Origin of the sequence: Sphingobium cloacae (genome assembly GCF_002355855.1) — a bacterium.
GTDB lineage: Bacteria > Pseudomonadota > Alphaproteobacteria > Sphingomonadales > Sphingomonadaceae > Sphingobium > Sphingobium cloacae.
This window is the reverse complement of the sequence record NZ_AP017655.1, coordinates 417,072-437,695: the sequence shown is the minus strand read 5'-3', so window position 1 is coordinate 437,695 and position 20,624 is coordinate 417,072. Positions and strand designations below refer to the sequence as shown.

Sequence of the window (20,624 nt, the reverse complement as noted above, 5' to 3'; positions counted from 1 at the left end):
CTCTTTCGTATTACATCAAACCATCTCGTGTTGAGCATGCGGAGCGAAGACCGTGCGGACCGGTTTCATTCCCGGCCCGCGGTTCCGCGCTTGCGTGCCGCCGATTGAATGGGCTTCAATGCGCAAACAGCAGCGGCAGCGGCGCGCCAGTGAGCAGGTCGCGCGTGACGCCGCCCAGGATCATCTCGCGCAGGCGAGAGTGGCCATAAGCGCCAAGCGCGAGCATCCCGGCGCCACGCCGGTGAGCCGCTTCGACCAGCGCCTCCGCATCCGACACGTCACCGCCCTGGATGGGAACTACGGTCGACGTAAAGCCATGCCGGGCGAGATGGTGGGCGACATCGGCTCCCGGTTCGGAACCGTGGCCCTGGGCCGTCGGCTTCGCATCGAGGATGAGTATATCGATCCTTGCCCCAGGCGCCGCGAACATGGTCGCGTCGCGCAGCGCGTGCGTCGCCTCGCGGGTCGCATTCCAGCCGATCGCCAAGTGATCGATGGCGGCCGGTTTATAGCCGGTGGGCAGGATCAGAACGGGACGCCCAGATGCGAACAGGCAACGCTCAAGCGTATCACGTCGAATTGGCGGATGGTCGTAATTGTCCGAAGGACCGAACAGGACGAGGTCGGCATAACGGGCATAGACCGCGGTCTTGGCGAAGATCACCGCCGGCTGGTCCGAAATCGTCCTCACCTCTACGTTCGTGGAGCGGGCGAGCATCGCGATCCGCTGCTGCTTCGCCTCCACCGCTTCAGTATAATCGGGAAGAAGTACATAAGGCAGTGCAACCGTCAGGGCATAGTCGCTCGCGGGGAGAGCCGACAGCACGACGATGGCAAGGCTGGCGTCGTGGAACTCGGCAAAGGCAAGCGCATCGCGCAAAAACCGCTCGTCCTTGTCTCCGGTATCGACGACGGCGAGAATGTCCTTGATAGCCATATGTCCCTCCAGCTTTGAGCTATTCCTGCTACCCAGCGCCGTGATGGGATTCATTCGGGTGTTATACGTAGCCGACCGGCGCCCCCTTCCATCTGCCGGGCCAGCGCATCGCCAAGCAGTGCGCCAAGAGTGATCGCGTTACTGGCATGCGAGATACTTTCGGTCGTAACCATGCGGCAGCCGACTTCCCTGAGCAAAGCCTCGGCACCAGCCGCGAAGAGGCCGTGAACAGCCAGGCAGATCGGCGGAGGGAAGCCCTGGTCGATGATCTCGCGCGCGGCGTTGGCAAGGGTGTGTCCCGACGAAATCACGTCATCGACGAGGATCGGCGTGCGGCCTTTCCATGCCCCCAGGTCCGAGGCCGCGATAAGGACGTCCCGATCACCGCGCCGCGATTTCGCGAAGACCGCATGGGGCGCTCCGATAAGCCTGGCGATTGCGCCCGCCCACTGCTCGCTCTCGCTGTCGGGTCCTATGATGAGCGGTGCATCGACATTGGCCCGGACCCAGTCCGCCAGAAGCGGAGATGCCGCGAGCGAAGCCGTCTCCATCGAATAGATCTCCCCCAGATCCGCGTAGCGGTGGAGATGCGGATCGACGGTCACGAGCCCATCGAACTCGGATAAAAGGAGCTGGGCGAACTGGCGGGACGTCAGCGCTTCGCCATCCTTGAACCGCCGATCCTGTCGCATATAGGCAAGATAAGGCGCCACGAGATGGACCGACCGCGCCCCGCTCTCGCGCAGCAGCCTTGCAGCAAAGAGCAGCCGCATGATCTGGTCGTCGGGCCGCGCGAGCGTGCATATGACGGCCACGGCTGATCCCGACACCCCGGAGCGGAGCCGGACATAGCTCTCCTGATCGGGAAACCGGCGAACCTCGAGCGTGCCTGTCGCCCACCCGGTATGTTCCGCGATGGATGCGGCCAGCCGTTCGTTCCCGGGCATGGAAAACAGCATCGCCGTCATGGCACGATCGCAAGCATGTCGGCATTGGCGGCGGCGTAGGTCAGCGCATAAGCCATTTCACCCTGCGACTGGGCGTGGAGGGTCAGCAAAGGCTGGCCAGCGATAACGTCGTCGCCCAGGCGAACATGAAGAAGCATGCCCGCGGCCGGCGAGTCGGGCGCGCCCGCCAGCTTCGCAAGGCGCGCTATCCGGCGATTGTCGATATGGGTGACGCGGCCGCTATGCGCCGCCAGGATCGGATGGGTGAGCCTGGCCGTGGGCGGGGTGCGCATGCCGCCCTGGGCCTGGCATATCCTTTGGAACCTGTCCCAGGCGCTGCCGTCGGCCAATGTGCGTTCGGCGCGCGCGCGTCCCTGGCCTTCTTCCGCGACCTTCCCGAGTTCGAGCACCACGCCGGCGAGCGTGCAGGCGCGGTCCCGAAGGCCCGGCGGAGCATCGGCATCGCCTGTCAGCACCGCCAGCACGTCGCGCGCCTCCAGGGCGGGCCCGATCGCCCGGCCGACGGGCTGGGTGCCATCGGTCTGGACACAGCGGATAACAAGGCCAAAACGGGCGGCGACGGCGCCAAGCGTGGCTTCCAGCCGTTCGGCCGCCGCGACGCTGCGCACCTTGGCGGTCGGCCCGATCGGAATGTCGAGCACCACATGGGTCGCGCCCGCCGCTATCTTCTTCGACAGAACGGAGGCGATGAGCTGCCCCTCCGTATCGATGTCGAGCGCGCGTTCCACGCCGATGAAGATGTCATCGGCGGGACTGAGGCAGACCGCGCCGCCCCAGGCGAGGCAGCCGCCCTCGACCGCCACCACGCGCTGCATGGCGCCAAGGTCGAGATCGACCCGGGTGAGCGTCTCCATGGTATCGGCCGTTCCCGCCGGGGACGTGATCGCCCGCGACGACGTCTTGGGCATGGTCAGACCGCAGGCGGCAGCGATGGCGACGACGATCGGGCTCGTGCGGTTGCCCGGCAGACCGCCAACGCAATGCTTGTCGACGACGATCTCGCTCGGCCAGCGCAAACGGTCGCCGGCCTCGACCATCGCCCTGGTGAGATGGTAGGTCTCGTCCTCGTCGAAGGGAAGCGTGGCGGTAGCCGTGAGGAAGGCGGCGAGGTGCACATCGGCATAGCGGCCCGCCACCACGTCACCGACGATGCTGGTCAGCGCGGCCCCGTTCAGCCTGTGTCCGTAGATGCGCTGGCGGACGCAGGCGATCGATTCGAGGGGCGGCGCATGACCGACCTGGACAACGGTTCCCTCCTCCACGCCAAGCGCGACCCAGGCCGCTTCGGACAGACCGATCTCGTCGCCGGCCAGGAAGTCGCCCTCCACCTGATAGAGCGTGGCCGCGATCGGCTGGCTGCCGTTGCGGATATAGACCTGGGTGTGCGCGGCAAGGCCCTCGGCATGGCACACCGGGCTGTCGGTCCGCATGATCGCGACCAGCTCATGATGCGTGTGAAGGCGCAGCCGGCGCGCGCGCGCGAACGATGGTTCCGCCGGTTCGGAACTCCCTATATTCGGATGGAATTGCTGCGCATCGCCCGGAATATCGCTGGAAACCCCGATCACGTGTCGATCACCACCTTCAAGGCATGAGTATCGGCTGCGCGCGCGAACGTCTCATACGCCTCCAATATGTCCGACAACACGAAACGATGGGTGACGAGCTGTTCGGGCCGCAGGCGCTTGGCCTCGACCGTCTTCAGGAGCATCGGCGTGCTGACGGTGTCGACGAGCCGGGTGGTGATGGTGATGTTGCGCGACCAGAGTTCCTCCAGATGGAGGTCGACCTTGGCGCCGTGGACACCGACATTGGCAATTACCCCGCCGGGCGCGACCAGTTCTTCGCATAACGCGAATGTCGCAGGGATCCCGACTGCTTCGATAGCCGTATCGACCCCCTTGCCGTCGGTGAGCTCTCGAACCAGGCTCACGACCGGATCACGTCCGCTGTTGAACGTGTCCGTCGCGCCGAACTTGCGCGCGACGGCGAGGCGATTGTCGTCGAGATCGATCATGATGATCCGGGCCGGTGCATAAAATTGCGCAGTCAGCAGGGTCGCCAGGCCGATCGGTCCAGCGCCGACGATCGCGACGCTGCTGCCCGGTGCAACCTTCCCGTTCAGGACGCCGCACTCATAGCCCGTCGGAAGAATGTCGCTCAGCATGACGAGGGCATCCTCATCGGCCCCCGGCGGGATCGCGTGAAGGCTGTTGTCGGCATGGGGGATGCGCACGAATTCGGCTTGCGTGCCATCGATCCTGTTGCCCAATATCCAGCCGCCCTCGACGCAATGCGAATACATGCCGCGCCGGCAATATTCACACCGGGCACAAGAGGTGATGCAGGAGATCAGGACATGATCTCCGGGCTTGAAGGCTCCAACCGCGGTTCCGACCTCCTCCACGATCCCGACACCCTCATGTCCGAGGATCCTGCCCGGCTCGCACGTCGGCACATCCCCCTTCAGGATGTGCAGGTCGGTGCCGCAAATGGTGGTCTTCGTGATCCGCACGATCGCATCGCCGGGTGCCTGCAAGGCCGGCCTCGGGCGATCCTCGAGACTCTTCTCGCCGGGGCCATGATAAACGAGAGCTTTCATGATCTCCTCCGTTCAACCGTTAGACGGGTTCGCCAGTCAGTGTACGAAAACGATCGGCAGGCGCTGATGATCGATCAGTTCCCGCGTCACGCCGCCAAGCACGAACTCGAGTGCGCGCGAACGCCCATAGCCACCGATCACGAGCACATCGGCTTTCTGCTCCACTGCGTAATTCTGAAGGACAGCCGACGTATCCTTACCGGATGAGCTGATCGGACAAACGCCGCCGCTATGGCCATGTCGCGCGAAAAGGCGGGCGATCTGGACACCGCCCCGGTGCTCCCCGGATTCGACACCCGGATCATCGACAATCGCAACGTCGATACGGGCATCGGGTTCGGCCAGATTGAGAAGCGCCCTCGCGGCGCGGAACGATTCAAGTGATGCGTTCCAGCCCAATACGGCGTGATCGATGGGACCAGGATTCCAGGAGGCCGGCAAAATGACCGTCGGCACGCCCGTAAACAGAAGCGCCTCGGAGATACGGCGCCTCAAGCCATCCCTTTGCCAGCGCCCGACACCCGGAATCAGCGCGATATCCGCGTACTGGCCTTCAGCCTTCACGAGACCGGGTATCAGCCCGCTGGCCTCGAACACCGAGTGAACCTCTACTTCGATCGCGGTATTCCTGGTTCGTTCGCGAACGGCCGCCAGATGTTCGTCGCGCTGGTCCTCGGATACCGTGATGGCCTGCGCGAAAGCCATCGCATCAGCCGCCGCGGCGAATGCGAGATTTTCGGTCACGACGACGATCGTAAGCGCCGCTTCATGCATACCGGCATAGGCAAGCGCCTGATCAACGGCGGTCAGGGAATGCTCTGCACCGTCCACGACGACGAGCACATGTTTGATCTGTGAAATGCTGCTCATGATCGCATCATGGCCCCGGCCATTGATGACCGCACTGTCAAACGGCGTTCAAAAGGGACCCCCGATCGGCGTCGAAGAGGGACCCCCTTTTTCGGATATGATGTTGGTTTGTTGAAGATGGCCTTGCGCTGCGTGCGGCGGAGGGCGGGCGTAGCCCGACCGGAGGCGCGCGCAGCGCAAGATAGATTTTTGAAGGCGCCGAAGGTAGCGGTCAGCTGCGGTTTTTGAAGCGCCAGCTGTCGTTGCCCGTCTCGATGATATCGCAGTGGTGGGTGACGCGGTCGAGCAGCGCCGTAGTCATCTTGGGATCCCCGAAGACGGTAGGCCACTCGCCGAAGGCAAGGTTGGTGGTGATGATGACGCTGGTGCGCTCATAAAGCTTGCTGATGAGGTGGAACAGCAACTGCCCTCCCGAGCGTGCGAACGGCAGATATCCAAGCTCGTCGAGCACGATCAGATCGAGCCGCGACAGCTGCGCCGCCAGGGTCCCGCCTTTGCCGATCCGGGTCTCCTCTTCGAGGCGTGTCACCAGATCGACGGTGTTGAAGTAGCGGGCGCGAGCGCCCCTTCGCACGACATTGGCGGTGATCGCGATGGCGAGGTGGGTCTTGCCTGTCCCCGTGCCGCCGACCAGCACGATATTGCGGCGAGGCGGGAGGAAGGAGCCATCGTGAAGGGAGCGGATCATCTCCTCATTGATCGGTGTGCCCTCGAAGCTGAACCGCTCCAGGTCCTTCACCACGGGCAGCCTCGCAGCCGTCATCCGATAGCGGATGGAGGCTGCATCCCGGTGGGTCGCCTCAGCACGGAGCAGGTCGGTCAGTATCTCCATGGTGGTGCGCTTGCGCTGGAGGCCGGTGGTGACCGCCTCGTCGAACGCCGCCGCCATGCCCTTGAGTCCGAGGCCGCGCATCGTGTCGATCATATCATGCCGCTGCATCATAGCCTCGCAGCAGATCATAGCGGGCACAGTCGGCGAGCGGAGGATGCTGCAGCATCCGGTCTTCCGAAGTGACGATGCTGTGGGGTGTCGCCGGCTCGCGGCGCCGGGAGAGGATGTTGAGGATCAGCTCGTCGCTGGCCGTTCCGTTCGCCAACGCTTCGCGCACGGCAGCCTCTACCGGCTCCAGGCCATCGGTGAGCACCGCCGAGAGGACCCGCACGAACCTGCGATCGGCCTCGTCCCCGGTGCCGAGCCTTCGCCGTAATCGGTGCAGGGCGGGCGGCAGATCCCAGTCCTGGAACGGTGCGCCGTTACGCAGCGCGCCGGGCTTGTGCGCGAGGACCGGCAGATAATGCCAGGGATCGTATATCGTGCGGTTCCGACCGAAGTGGCGCTCATGCTCCCCGACGATCGCATCGCCGCAGCGTATGACGATGCGATCGGCATAGGAGCTGTCAACGGGCACCGAAGATTCCGCAAAAGTGGGCATCTAAAATTCCCTAGTTTGGCGGGAGGGTTTGTGTCGGTGATCAGCCGTGATGGAGATCGGGCTTTTCCTTTGCTGGCGGGCGGCCGCGCCGTTTCGGCAAGGGCGGCGGGTTGATGGACGGTGCCATGCGCGCATGCTCGGGCAGGAGGTCGGCGTGCTGTCGCATGCGATAGCTGGAGCCCTCGATCTGGATGACCACAGCGTGGTGAAGAAGGCGGTCGAGCAGCGCGGTGGCCACCACCGGATCGCCAAAGACATCACCCCATTCGGCGAAGCCGCGGTTGGATGTCAGGATCATGGCACCCTTTTCGTATCGGGCGTTGACGAGCTGGAAGAAGAGATTGCCGCCGCCGGGCGTGACGGGAAGATACCCGATCTCGTCGACGACGAGCAGGGAGGATCGGCATAGGAAGCGGATCTTCTCGCGCAACGTGCCCTCGCGTTCAGCCTTGGTCAGTGAAGCGATCAGATCGGCGAGCGGGATGAAGTAGACGCTCTTGCCCGCCTTCACGGCCTCGACGGCAAGGGCCGTGGCGATATGGCTTTTCCCGGTACCGGGCGGGCCCAGCAGATGCACCACCTCGGCCCGGTTGATGAAGTCCAGGCCAGCGAGCGCCAGGATGCGGTTCCTGTCGAGCGATGGCTGGAAGGAGAAGTCATATCCGTCCAGCGTCTTGATGATCGGCAGCCTTGCCATGCGCAGGGCTGCCTTGATCCTGCGGTTCTCCCGGAGCGACAGTTCTTCGTTCAGCAATATGTCGATGGCCTCGATGCCATCGATTTTGCCCTGCTCTATGCCGCGCAGGGTGGCGTCGAGCATCTCCAGGGCGCGTGGCATTTTGAGATGGACGAGGCTGCGGCGGATATTATCGACGCGGGATGCGGCACCCCCATGGTTCATGGCCGGTCTCCCCGCGCCAGTTGGCTGCCGATCGCCTGATAGATGGCCAGGGAGCGCACGGCGACATGCTCGCCTACACGACCGATGGCGATTACCTCTTTGCCATGGATACGGCGCTTGGCGCCGCTGCTGCCTGTCCGATGCGCAGGATCGATCCTGTACTGCCGACGCCCCTCAAGAACCGGGTGCTCGGCAATGACCTGGCCCAGGTCTACGATCCGGATCTTGTCGGGTAACTGCTGGATTTCGACGACGCGCCGGGTGCGATCGGGAACGCTGTAGTAATTGCCGCCGACCGAGACCATCCCATCGTGGCTGACGCGGCGCTCCAGCTTCAGAACAGCGTCAAAGCGGCCCGCCGGGAGCAGCTGCAACTCAGGCTGCTCGGCGGCGAAGGCTTCAGCAATAATCCGCTGCGTCGTGCCGTGGACACGGACGTTGGCGACGGTATCGAGCCAGTCGATCAGCTGGACATTGAGATCGTCCAGATTGCGGAAGCTCCGGCCCAGGAAGAAGTCCTTGCGGATATAGCTGAATGGCCGCTCGACCTTTCCCTTGGTCTTGGCCCGATAGGGACGGCAGGCGCGCGGCACGAAGCGATAATGCCCGGCCAGAGCCAGCAATGATCGATTGTAGATGATGTGGCCCTGATCATCTTCCCCGGTCACAGCGGTTTTCATGCGATCGTAGAGGATCTCGATCGGGACGCCGCCGAGCGCTTCAAAGGCCTGCATATGACAGCGCAACAGGCTTTGGAGATCCTGATGCATGACGTAGCGCGCAAACAGGAAGCGCGAATGTCCCAGCACCAGGCTGAACAGCCAGACGATCCGGCTGACGCCGGGCTCATCGGTAAATTCGACGACGAACCGGGCAAAGTCGACCTGTGCCTGCACGCCAGGCGGCGTCTCGAACCGAACCTCAAAGGGCTTGGGGCCGTTTTCCGGCCGGATCGCTGCCAGGAACCGCTTTACCGCGGTATAGGCGCCCATATATCCCAGCTCACGGATTTCCCGCGTCAGGCGCGCCGCAGTCAGATCGGGAAAGGCCGTCACTCGCTCACGCAAAAATTCCAGATAGGGTGCCAGTTTGTTCGGTCGACCCAGCATGCGAGGGCCGTAAACCGGGGCCTCGATGCCCCGTTCGATATATTTTCGGATGGTCTTGGGATCGCGACCAGTGCGTCGGGCAATGGCGGATATCGATACGCCCTGCCGATGTAGTTCGAGGATCATCATCAATTCTCCAAGTCGGATCATCGGCCCCGTCTCCGCGTCTGCAAAGGAGATGAGGACAATGTCGGCTCATCTCATTCTGCCGGGGCTAGCCCCGGCAGAATGAGATGAAGGGGCCACCAACTAGGGAATTTTCAAAGCCCACTTTTGCGGAGAATTGCACGACCGATGACAGGAGCGCACCTGAACGGTCCGGCGTGCGGCCGTCGACATGACCGAGTAGCGGTTGCGATCGAAGCTGATGAGGCAGGTGCCGGTGACGGCATGCTCGCTCTCATGGAAGCCGTCGAACGGTGCCAGGATCGGCTGCAGGGCCGGTCGCTCCATATCCAGCGCCTCGGCGACGGTAATATCCCCGCGTTCGGGATGGGCATGATGCTCGGCCCAGCGCCGGCACTCGGCCTCCAGCCACCCGTTGAGCTCGGCCAGGCTGGCGAACCGGAGTCGCGGCTGGAAGAAGCGGCCTCGGATCGTCTGGACCTGCTGCTCGACCTGGCCCTTCTCCCATCCCGCCGCCGGCGAGCAGGCGGTCGGCTCGACCATGTAATGATCGGTCATGATCAGGAAGCGGCGGTTGAACACACGCTCCTTGCCGGTGAACACGGCCGTCACCGCCGTCTTCATATTATCGTAGATACCGCGTCGCGGCACACCGCCGAAGAACGCGAACGCCCGGGCATGGGCATCGAACAGCATCTCCTGGCCCTCGCGCGGATAGGCCCGGACATAGGGTGCGCGCGAGTCGCAGAGACGCATATGCGCCACCTTCACCCGCATCGGCTTGCCGGCGATCTCCACATCCTCGTGGCTCCAGTCGAACTGGTAGGCCTCACCCGGCTGGAAGGTCATCGGGATGAACGCCGGTGCGCCTTCGCCAGCATCCTTCCGCCGCGCAGCACGCCAGCGCGCCGCATAGCGGCGCACCGCATCATAGGATCCATCGAACCCCTCGCGCACCAGCAGGTCATGGATACGCGTCATCCGTAGCCGATCGCGGCGGCCGCGCCCCTCGTTCTCCTCAAGCAGCGCATCGAGACGATCCTGATAAGGACCGATCCGCGGCAGCGGCTGGACTTTGCGCTGATAGTTGAACGCCGCCTCCGGCGACCGGATCGCCTTGCGGACTACCTTCCGCGACAAACGAAGGTCGCGCGCGATCGCCTTGATCGCCTTCCCCCCTGCATGCTCACGCCGAATCCGAACCACTGTCTCCACGATCAACATCCCGTTCTCGCCAACTGATCAAAACCAGTCGGCCGACTAAATCCCCGGGATGAAGGGGTCCTTTTTGCACGCCGATCACCCCACGAAGGGGGTGCCTATTGCACGCTGATCCTCAGTCCAGGGATTTTGGCCGAGAATCGCGTGCGAGATCGGATCATAGAATGAGCGGCGCAGGGGCGCCTGTTCTCCTTGCACAGCGCCCATCAGCCATTCGGCATAGTAGGTAGCCGTGATCCGGCGCGGACGCGGCAACTGATTACGCAAGCGAAGCCGGACAAGCTTCACGGTGTCGTGCGTCGGCACGATGACGGAGAGCTCCTGTTCAAGGCCTTCGCTATGCCGGTGCCAGGACGTACGGTCGGGGCCGTGATCGATGCGGCATGCCGTGTCTCCACCGGCCGGAAGCGGCGTCGGCGTCCAGAGCCGTGCGTTTTCCTCATCGCGCAGATAAAGGCGTTCGCCTTGAGGATCTTCGACAGGGTCGTTGAACCACGGCGTGAGACGGTTTTCACCACTGTTTATCGCCCAGGTGAAGCCCAGACCGCCCTCGGTCACGATCGTCCCGAAGCCGTCGTTGGCGAGGACGTTGGCCCAGGGCGCAGGGGTCGGCGCACCGGGTTCCAGATAGATAGTATAGTCGCCCGTATCCGGATCGAAGCCTCCCCACCCATTATCGAATTGCAGATCAGCCGGGCGCGGTACGGGCGCCGTCATGATTGTACCGGAGTTCGCCCCGACCGGCGCGAACAGCGGGCCCGGATGCGGCGGCTGGTCGTATCGCGCAAGCTGGTCGACTAGGCTGCCGCCGGCTTCGTCAAGGATGAGGCGGGCAACCTGATCGAGAAGCGCCGCCCGCTCGCCATCGGATGGACCGATGCCGACGAGGTGTATCCCGGCATGGGTGCCAAGGCGATCCTGTAGCCCGGCATCCTTCAGCACTTCCAGAAGACGCTCGCGGACGGGCTCGATATAGCCCGACGTTCCTTCATGCGTCACCACCAGGTCGATCGGCATACCACGCTGCCGCATGAGCTTGTGGAAGGAGAGAAGCTGTCGAAGCAGGTCCTGCTGCTCCGCGGTTCCGGAACGCAGCATCAAAATAGGATGGTCGCCCGATATCCCGAGCGCCCAAAGGTCCCCGCGCCGAAATGTGCGCGCGCCGGCCGATCCCGGCTCTGCCGCTCTGGTGAGAAGAGTGGACAGCAACGCCTGCGCCTGCGGCACGATGTGCGGCTGCAGGCCCAGCTTGTGCATCTCGCGCGCCGCCGCACTTGCCGTATCGCTCACAGCCCAGTCGAGTGACGGCAGGGTGGTAAAGCGCTCGGCAAGTTCGAGGGCCGATTGCCGGGATCCAGCCGCAATGGTGACGAAGGCGAATTCACGTCGCGCGCGCGGAGGCAGTTCCACCGTCATCCTGATCGCGCAGATCGGATCAAGCGTCCAGCCGAGCGGGCCACCAGGCAGTTCCCCGGTCAACAATGCGGGCCGCCTGGGGCACCCATATCGTCCGATGAAAGCGCTGCGATCGGCTTCGAGACCGAGCAGGGTAACGCCATCTTCATCCCCGATCACACGGGTCAGCAGGACGGGCGGACGTTCCGCCGAACTGCGCGGCCGCCGCGTGAAAAGCAGGCCGTCATTGCCAGGCAAGGCTTCCGCCCCCACGAACAGCTTGCTGAAGGCAGGGTGGCGCGCCGCGTCCTGGGCCGGAGCCAGAACGATCTGCGCGTAGCCCGTGACTTCGATGGTCCGGGGCTTATCGCTATCATTGACAAGAGCGACACGCCGGATCTCCAGGTCGTCGGCATTGGCGACATTGATCGTTGTCGTGACCGACAAGCCGTGGGCGCGCTGGTGGAACTCCACCTGATGCGCTTGGAAGATCACCTCCGGCGCGTCTTCGGGTCGAGAAAAGGGGCCGCCCGTTGCCGACCAGGTAACATCTGCATCCCGGTCGTGCAGATAGATCCAGAAACCTGCGTCCCCACGGGTCAGGGCATGCTGGTTCCAGCTCAGCCCACCTGCACCGTCTGTCCGAATGCGGCTCGAAAGCCGGCCATTGCCGAGAATCTGCCACGCGTGCTCCCCACGGCGCCGAGTGGGTGCCCAGCCGTAAAGGCCCGGAATCAGTTCGTCGGGTTCCGGCTGTGGCTCACGAACCTCAAGCCGCGCGATCTCGGGCGGCAGCTCCCATGGAATCCTTTCGTTAAGGAGCAGGTCGACGGTGCGGATATGAGGATCGGTGTGGAACCAGCGCACGAGCATGTCATCGCACAACGCGTTTCCGAGCGCGGCAAGGCTCATGCCATGATGATGAGCCATGTAGGAGCGCACGACGGCAAAGCGTTCACCGTCAGGCGCCCGCTCGGGCGTGAAGTCGACCGCTTCGAAAAATCCGTATCGGCCGATGAGGCCAAGATCCGCCAGAGTTTGAAGGTTGCGCGTCGCCAGCGCGGGCCGGATCGTCAGCGCCAGCGCCGTCGCATAGGGGCTGATAACCAGATCGCGCCCCAGACCTCGCTGGAGGCCGAGCGCAGGGACGCCGAATGCGTGATATCGGTAGACGCGGTCCTCGCCCATCGATGCGAAGGACGACTCCGAAATACCCCAAGGCATATCATGTGACCGCCCGAATGCGATCTGGATAGCAATCGCGGTCCGGTCACTCATTCCGAGCAGGGTTTGGGGATCGCTCTGCAGGAAGATGTTCGGCATCAGATATTCGAACATCGAGCCGTTCCACGATATCAACGCCAGGCCTGCGTGCTGCTTGGTGATGGGCCGCCCGAGATGGAACCAGTGCAGAGGCTCTATGTCGCCCTTCGCGATGGCGAAAAAGCTGGCGAGGCGTGCTTCGCTGGCGAGCAGATCGTAGTGGTGCGGATCTATTCGATCGGCGCTCACATTGTAGCCGATATGAAAGAGCCGGCTGCCGGCATCGAACAGGAACGAGAAGTCCATGGCGTGCGCGGCGGCGTTAGCGCGACTGGAGAGGTCATCGAGGCGGTCATGAAGCGCTTGCCGGGCCGCCTGGCCTTCCTCGATCGCCGCCTGGAGATCGTGCGCCCATTGCCGGCTTTCCGCCGGTAGCTGGTCTCTCGCCGCATTGAGGACGCCAATTGCTGCCGCGGCGCCCGCGTGCGTGGACGGCAGCCGGTCGTTCGCCAACAGGTCGGCGACTTTTGCCGCGACGTTCGAACACTCTGCCGGATGCGCCGCGAGCGTCTCCCACCAGGGCGAGAACAGCCGAAGGTCTCGCCGCATGCCGGACAGATGATGTTCGAGCCGCTCCAGCCAGGCTTGGACATTCCGCAGGGAGGCGATTTCATCCTCGCCGACGCTTTCGGCCATCAGGGTAATCTGCTCGCGCAGGCGAGGAAGATCGATCGACAGGAGATCGTCGATCCTCTCGGCCCAGTCTTGCCTCCCTTCCTCAATCCTGCGGGCGGTTTCCCGCATAGCCTCAAGGATCGAGCCGGCGGCGGAGGCCGCTTCGAGGTCGATCGTCGCAATCGCTTCGGCGAGCAACTCGATATTGTCGTCAAACCCTCGCCACAAATCCGTGGCGACCGGTGGCAAGCTTCTGGCTTCCTGAAGGGCTCGCGCGACGGTGATCAGACTGACCGCGAGATTTCCGCTGTCGACGGTCGAAACATATCGGGGCTCCAGGGCCGCGAGCGTTCTCGTCTCGTACCAGTTGAGAATATGGCCGCGGTAGCGGTCCAGGCGATCCAACGTATCGAGCGTGTTGTGAAGCCGTGTCGCAACCTCGTTGAGGCCGATATGTCCGAGGCGCCAGGCAGTGAGGACCGATACCATCATCATTCCGATGTTGGTCGGCGAGGTTCGGTGCGCGATTTCCTCGTCGGGCGGCTCCTGATAGTTATCGGGTGGCAGCCAGTTGTCCTCGGGGCGCACAAAGGTCTCGAAAAAGAGCCAGGTGCGCCGCGCCATCAGTCTCAGGAACTTTCGATCGTTTTCGGACAGCGTGTCCTTTGCCGGCTCAATCGGACGGCTGATCCGGATCGCGATCTCAGGCGCAATGAACCAGAGCAGCAGCAGGGGAGCCGCGACAGGCAGGGAAGCGGGCGCCGCAAGGAACAGACCCGCGCCGATGATCAGCGCGAACACCGGAGAGGCGGCCATGTCACGCCATGCCGCCAGTCGCGGATGTCGCGCCGCGTTGCGCGTCGCCATGTGGGCGGCCGACGTCCATTCGAGCTTTCTTTGGCCCGAATGGAGACGCCATAGGGTGATGGCAATGGCATGCAGCGCTATCATCGCGTCACTGACGAGAAAGACGATAGCGAGAAACCAGCGACCCGCGTGATCCGCCAGACGTCGCAGCAGGTTCTGCATGACGCCGCGGCGGCGGCCCTGCGCGAGGCCGGTCACGAGGTCCGTAAAGAGATATGCACCGGGCGCGATGACGGCAAGCAAGGTCCAGACCCAGGGCTGCCCATGGAGAAGAAACCATCCACCCACCAGCAGCGCCACAATACTCGCTGGAATTATGCTGCGCCGCAAATTGTCGAATATCTTCAGCCGATCGAACCAGCCGAGCCGGTTGCGCAGCCATCGGCCATCGCCGCCGGGCACGAAGGGAAAGAGCCATGGCAGGATCTGCCAGTCCCCACGGACCCATCTGTGCCAGCGCCAGGTGAAGTCGAGATAGCTGGTCGGGAAGCTCTCATAAACGATCGCATCGCTGACCAGCGCCGCTCGCCCGTGCAGTCCTTCGAACAGGTCATGGCTGAGAAGTGTATTCTCGGGAACGCGCCCTTCGAGGCTCCGATGAAAGGCCGCCACATCATAGAGGCCCTTGCCCACGTAGACGCCTGTGCCGAGCAAATCCTGATAGACGTCGGATACGGCGCGCGAATAGATATCGATGGTCGTGTCACCGCCATAGAGGCGCGAAAACAAGGATTGGCCGGTCGCTTCCGGCGCCAGCTCAACGCGCGGCTGAAGAACCGTATATCCTCGTTCGACCGCGCCGGTCGCAGCGTTGAAGTGGGCGCGGTTAAGGGGATGAGATAGCGTCCCCACCAGTCGCCGGACGATGCCGGCCGACAACCTGGTATCGGCATCGGCCGTCATCACGAAACGGCATCGCCGCAACCGTTCGATGCTACCGACGGTCACATTGAAGGGGGACGCATCTCCGTTCAGGATGAAGGCGTTGAACTGCTCAAGCTTTCCGCGCTTTCGCTCCCAGCCCATCCAGCAGCCCTGGGCCGCGTTGAACCGTCGTGGCCGATGCAGCAAATGGAACGGCCCATGTCCCTTGGCATTGGCAAAGCGCGCGTTGAGTTCCTCGATCCCGCTGGTCAGCGCGCGAACGATATCGGCATCGACCGAGACACTTTCCTGTGACGCATCGGCGAAATCGCTGAGCAGCACGAATTCGAGCGCGGCATCGGGATTGGAAAGGCGGTGTGCCTCCAGGCGCCGAAGCAGCGGCGCGATATCCGACAATCGCGCGACCAAGACAGGCATCACGACTGCCGTCGCCGAACTTTCGGGGATGCCGTCCTTGAAATCGAGCTTGGGGAGTACGTTCGGCCGAACGATGTGGGTCACGAGCCAATTGACGAAGGTGATGCTCAGGATCGATGCGGGTAGCAGGGTGAGCGCGATCCCTAGAAGCCAGGATCCGGCGGTGGCGCCGGTGGAAACCAGATAGGCTGCGGGTAGAGCAAAGCCCGCAAGGCCCGCGAGCAGCAAGGCGGCTGCATAAAGCAGGCCTGGATAACGCAGCGCGCGTCGCAATATCGAGCCCGGCGTCCATGGACGAGGATCGATCGCGTCGGCAAAGGCAGGCCGTCCGATATCGATGAGCCAGAAGCCTACATGGCCCGATGGCGCTTCGTCGCTGCTATAGCACTGGCGCAAGGCACGCTCGGCGACATCCCATTCCGGGAGTCCCGACTGGTCGGCAAGCTGCTCGACCGCATGGCGATATCGATCGCGCGTATCGAAGTCCATATGTGGATAGACGCCTGCCGGGTCGCGCCGGAGGATGGCTTCGACCTGGCTCGTTCGATCGAAGAAGTCGTTCCATTGAATCGTCGCGATCACGCCAAGGTTCGCGATTGCGCGCGCGACGCATTCCGTATCGTCAAAACCAACCATCGCCGTGTCGGGCGTCTCGACGATCTCAAAGGGCGGCTCGACCTCCGGGAAGAGGTGGCTGAAACCTCCGATGAGCAATTCCAGGCAGACTATGCGCAGCATGGTCGGGAAGGCCCAGGTCTCGGCGATGCTGAGCGGCATCTTCTTTTGATATTGCTCTACGAACAGCACCGCGCCATTCAGCGAGACCTGCAGGTGAGAAGCCTGCAGCAAGGCATGGGCAAGCTGATGCACGCGAGGGCGACCGAGCCCGTCCCCGGAGATCGCCGGAAGTTTCGCGTAGAACTCTCCGGGAAGATCCTCGCGGATCTGCAGGATGGCGCGTTGTATCTGATAATCGTTGTCGAGCAGCCATTCAGCCGCGGCGCCTGCGCGCTTGTCGGCCTTGGCGGCCGCCTGTCGGGCCTGCCTCAGCCAGGTCTTCATCTCCTCGAGATGCGCCCATGCGGGCAGCGGCACCGACTTGCCGAGCAGTCCTGTCAGGCGATGACGGTCGGCGACCTCCTCCGCCGCCCCGGCGAGCGGATCGCGCTCCTCATAATCGGCCATCAATCAGACCTGAATGGCCGTTGGCAATCTCACGCTCTGGCTGGCGGCAGGCGAAGTCATTTGCGCCTTGCGACTCGCCGAAGGCAGGACGAGCATCGGGACACTGCAATGGGCCATCAGATAGGAGGCAACCGTTCCGTACGGGACGTCCCTGACATGCTGATGCCCGTGCCCGCGTGCGGACATCACCGCGAGATCAGCCGCTTCGCGATCGATCAACGCGCAAAGCGTGTCGCGAACGTCGCCGCCACGGATGACAATCGCGCGAGCGCGAAGGCCCATCGCCGAAAGATTGGACCTGGTCCGATCCAGATAGCTGCGCGCGGCCTGCTCGTTGCGTTCGATCAGGTTTTCGCGCAGCGTCTCGTCTTCGGTTTCCAGGGGTCGCGCCTGGATCATTTCGGGCGTGGGGACGACATGAACGAGCAGCAGCTCAGCGTCGGCTGCCTTCGCGAGGCGCACCGCAAGGGGCAGCACGCTTTCGGCCCAGCGCGAGCCATCGAGCGGCACCACGATCCGTCGATAGGCCGAACCCGGGACGGGCGCTTCCACCGGAACAAGCAGGACAGGGCCTGGTGCCTGGGACAGCACCTTGTGGACTGTGCCCCCGACGCCGTCGCGGCCGGCTTCCTTTCGTCCGCGCCTGCCCAGCACGACCATCCCTTCGTCACACTCCCGCACGTACCGGCAGATTTCCTCCGCCGCCGGTCCTTCTGCGAGCTCAATGGTCGTTTGAGATGAGGACGGTTCGATCGTCGCAGCACAACGATCGAGCACCCGCATGGCCTCGCGGCGACGAAGATTGCACTCGATGGGGTCAGGCCGTGCGTCGGGCGACGCGTCTCTGTCCAAGACCTGAAGCAGCGTTACCGGAACGTCGAGCGTTGAAGCCAGAGCAAGAGCGTGTGGATAGATCCACGCGTTGCGATCGGTGCAATCGATGCACGCGACGACGCCGGATGTCTTCGCGGACATTCGGGGCTGGGAGAAGGATGGAAAGGCAGATACGGCAGACATAGGAAAACCTCCTGTTGCCGTCCGTCTCCCCGCTACCGGCGGCGCTCATTCCGACTGTTGCTATCAACGTCATCTGGCCGGACCCTGTTCCCCGATTCCAGCCAGCACTCAAAGGCTATCGGCGGTTCCAGGATGGGGCCATTAGGGCTTTTACGAATGCCGCCGGACTCAGACGACGTTCTCGGGTAACCTTCCCGAGCTCGCGATTGCGCGACAATATGCGGGTGAACCCAGGCGGATCAGCACCGGTAGACGCAATTTCCTGTACCTCGCATCAGTGTCATTTCACCCGGCGCTCAGCCCGATTGTCCCTCCGCCTCCGCGACGGCCTTGATCGTTCGCACGAAGCTGTCGGGATTGAGCGACATGGAATCGATACCCTCCGAAATCAGGAACGCCGCAAAGTCCGGATGGTTGCTCGGCCCCTGGCCGCATATGCCGATCTTGATGCCCGCCGCGTGCGCCTTGCGAATGGCTTCCGAGATCATGCGGGTGACGGCTTCGTCTCTTTCATCGAAGAGATTGGCCAGAATCCCGGAATCGCGGTCGACACCCAACACAAGCTGGGTGAGGTCGTTGGAGCCGATGGAAAATCCGTCGAAGCGCGTAGCGAACTGCTCGGCGAGAATGACGTTCGAGGGTATCTCGCACATCATGTAGATTTGCAGCCCATTCTCCCCGCGGCGCAAACCGTTCTCGGCCATCGCTTCGAGCACGCGATCCGCCTCGGCCGGCGTGCGGCAGAAGGGGACCATGACGATGACGTTCGAGAAGCCCAGTTCCTCCCGGACCCGCTTGAGCGCGCGGCATTCGAGAGCGAAGCCTTCGCGATACCGTTCATCGTAATAGCGCGAGGCGCCGCGGAAGCCGAGCATCGGATTCTCCTCATCCGGCTCGAAGGCGTCGCCGCCCACAAGGTGCGCATATTCGTTCGTTTTGAAATCGCTCAGGCGCACGATGGCGGGGTGCGGGTAATAGGGACTTGCAAGCTTCGCGATGCCGCGCGCGAGGACATCGACAAAAAACTCCGATGGGTCGGAATACCCCTTGGTCAGATCGCGTATTTGCCGTTGAGCTTCAGCGCTCACGCGATCCGGGTGAACCAGTGCCATCGGATGCACCTTGATATGCGCGTTGATGATGAACTCCATGCGCGCAAGGCCGACCCCTCGGGCAGGAAGCCGCCACCACTGGAATGCCGCCGCCGGGTTCGCGATATTGACCATGATGTCCGTCCGGGTGGCCGGCAGGGAGCCGATATCCACGTCCGTCACGGAAAAATCGAGTATGCTGGCGTAGATTGTTCCGACGTCACCGTCAGCGCAGCTGATCGTGATCTCGCTGTTCTCGGCAATGATCTCGGTCGCGTTTCCGGTGCCGACGATTGCGGGAACACCGAGTTCGCGGCTGACGATGGCAGCGTGGCTGGTGGTGCCGCCATGATTGGTCACGATCCCCGCCGCGCGTTTCATGACCGGAACCCAATCGGGGTCAGTCGTCTCAGTGATGAGAATAGACCCGTCCCGGAACTGGGCGATGTCGGCGGCGGTCCGGATGACACAAGCCTTGCCAGCAGCGATGGCTGTTCCCACCGCCGCGCCCGTCAATAGCGGGTCGCCTTTCTCCTTGAGGCGGTAATGCCGGAATGTCGAAGTGCTGGCCTGGGCCTGAACCGTTTCGGGACGCGCCTGGACGATGTAGAGTTCACCAGTCTCGCCGTCCTTCGCCCATTCCATGTCCATGGGACGCTGGTAATGGTCCTCGATTGCCACGGCCCACCGCGCGAGCTGGACGATATCGCTGTTATCGAGAACGAAGCTCTGACGCTCCTGCTCGGTTGTCTCGACGATCCTCGTACGGTGGCTTCCGCCTTCCCCATAGACCATGCGGAACGCCTTACCGCCCAACTCCTTGTCGATGATCGGTTCGGTCCCCGGCTGCGCGAGAAGCGGTTTGAATACGACATATCTGTCCGGGTTTACGCTCCCCTGGACGACGGTCTCGCCCAGCCCCCAGGCGGCGCTGATGACGATAGCATTTGGAAAGCCAGTTTCGGTATCGATCGAGAACATGACGCCCGATCCGCACAGGTCCGAGCGGACCATCTGCTGAATGCCGATCGACAGCGCAACCTCGAGATGATCGAAGCCTTTCGCATCGCGGTAACTGATCGCGCGATCGGTGAACAGCGAGGCGAAGCATCGACGACAGGCCGCCAGAAGTGCGGCCCGGCCCCGGACATTGAGGAAGGTTTCCTGCTGGCCCGCGAAGCTCGCATCCGGCAGATCTTCGGCGGTCGCGCTGCTGCGCACGGCAACGGCGGGACGCTCTGTGCCGGTACGCCGGCCAAGTTCCGCATAAGCGGACACAATCTCCTCGGCGATATGGGAGGGCATTTCCGCTTCCAGAAACAGACTCCTTATAGCCTGCCCCGCTTCCTGAAGGGTGCATCCGCCGGAGTGGAAGGCGGAGAGATGTTCCGTAATGCGGGGTGCAAGCTCATTGTCGTGAATGAACGCCCTGTAAGCGTCCGCAGTGGTGGCAAAGCCAGAGGGCACCTTCACGCCCTTCTGAGCGAGGGCCGCGGTCATCTCGCCTAAAGACGCGTTCTTGCCGCCTACGGCCTGCACATCAGCGATACCGATGTCTTCGAACCACAAAATCATCGGCTTGGACATAGCTCATCTCCAGCTTGCGTAAGGTGCCAGAGGCCGCCTCAAGGTTTCACCCAGCCACCTCTTTTGTGGTCACCA

The 20,624-nt window shown here is 63.2% G+C and carries 11 protein-coding genes and 2 pseudogenes; all 13 read right to left on the bottom strand.

Features of this window, described 5'->3' with window-relative positions; translation table 11 throughout:
• Positions 1-115 precede the first annotated feature (115 nt).
• Complete coding sequence (locus SCLO_RS24370) at positions 116-430, bottom strand: universal stress protein (RefSeq protein WP_374411714.1); 315 nt, start codon at positions 428-430, stop codon at positions 116-118.
• A 557-nt stretch (positions 431-987) separates the two neighbouring features.
• Positions 988-1,905 (bottom strand): ribose-phosphate diphosphokinase, encoded by a 918-nt coding sequence (locus SCLO_RS02275; protein ID WP_066520580.1) that lies wholly within the window; start codon positions 1,903-1,905, stop codon positions 988-990.
• Positions 1,902-3,473: a thymidine phosphorylase family protein gene (locus SCLO_RS02270; RefSeq protein ID WP_425454911.1), complete on the bottom strand. Its 1,572-nt coding sequence runs from the start codon at positions 3,471-3,473 to the stop codon at positions 1,902-1,904. The genes SCLO_RS02275 and SCLO_RS02270 overlap by 4 nt, the downstream gene beginning before the upstream one ends.
• On the bottom strand, positions 3,470-4,507 hold the full coding sequence (locus SCLO_RS02265; RefSeq protein WP_013846844.1) for a zinc-dependent alcohol dehydrogenase family protein: 1,038 nt from the start codon (positions 4,505-4,507) through the stop codon (positions 3,470-3,472). Before SCLO_RS02265 ends, SCLO_RS02270 begins: the two co-directional genes overlap by 4 nt.
• Positions 4,508-4,543: 36 nt before the next feature.
• Positions 4,544-5,377 (bottom strand): universal stress protein, encoded by an 834-nt coding sequence (locus tag SCLO_RS02260; RefSeq protein WP_013846845.1) that lies wholly within the window; start codon positions 5,375-5,377, stop codon positions 4,544-4,546.
• Between the two features lie 211 nt (positions 5,378-5,588).
• Complete coding sequence (gene istB / locus SCLO_RS02255; RefSeq protein WP_096362194.1) at positions 5,589-6,317, bottom strand: IS21-like element helper ATPase IstB; 729 nt, start codon at positions 6,315-6,317, stop codon at positions 5,589-5,591.
• Positions 6,304-6,771, bottom strand: a pseudogene (locus SCLO_RS02250) (IS21 family transposase); the annotation flags it as partial. The gene istB (SCLO_RS02255) and the pseudogene SCLO_RS02250, both read right to left, overlap by 14 nt.
• A 79-nt stretch (positions 6,772-6,850) precedes the next feature.
• Positions 6,851-7,711: an IS21-like element helper ATPase IstB gene (gene istB, locus SCLO_RS02245; RefSeq protein ID WP_066522470.1), complete on the bottom strand. Its 861-nt coding sequence runs from the start codon at positions 7,709-7,711 to the stop codon at positions 6,851-6,853.
• Positions 7,708-8,970, bottom strand: a complete 1,263-nt coding sequence (gene istA, locus SCLO_RS02240) for an IS21 family transposase (protein ID WP_096362064.1) — start codon at positions 8,968-8,970, stop codon at positions 7,708-7,710. The genes istB (SCLO_RS02245) and istA (SCLO_RS02240) overlap by 4 nt, the downstream gene beginning before the upstream one ends.
• A gap of 150 nt (positions 8,971-9,120) precedes the next feature.
• Positions 9,121-10,170 (bottom strand): annotated as a pseudogene (gene istA, locus SCLO_RS02235) (IS21 family transposase); the annotation flags it as partial.
• A gap of 75 nt (positions 10,171-10,245) precedes the next feature.
• A complete protein-coding gene (locus tag SCLO_RS02230; protein WP_231923322.1) occupies positions 10,246-16,731 on the bottom strand; it encodes a glucoamylase family protein in 6,486 nt (2,161 codons plus the stop codon).
• A gap of 126 nt (positions 16,732-16,857) precedes the next feature.
• Positions 16,858-17,829, bottom strand: a complete 972-nt coding sequence (locus SCLO_RS02225; protein ID WP_081465117.1) for a universal stress protein — start codon at positions 17,827-17,829, stop codon at positions 16,858-16,860.
• A 338-nt stretch (positions 17,830-18,167) separates the two neighbouring features.
• Positions 18,168-20,549 carry a phosphoenolpyruvate synthase gene (gene ppsA / locus SCLO_RS02220; RefSeq protein ID WP_030090317.1) on the bottom strand — a complete coding sequence of 794 codons (2,382 nt, stop codon included), beginning with the start codon at positions 20,547-20,549 and terminating at the stop codon, positions 18,168-18,170.
• Positions 20,550-20,624 lie beyond the last annotated feature (75 nt).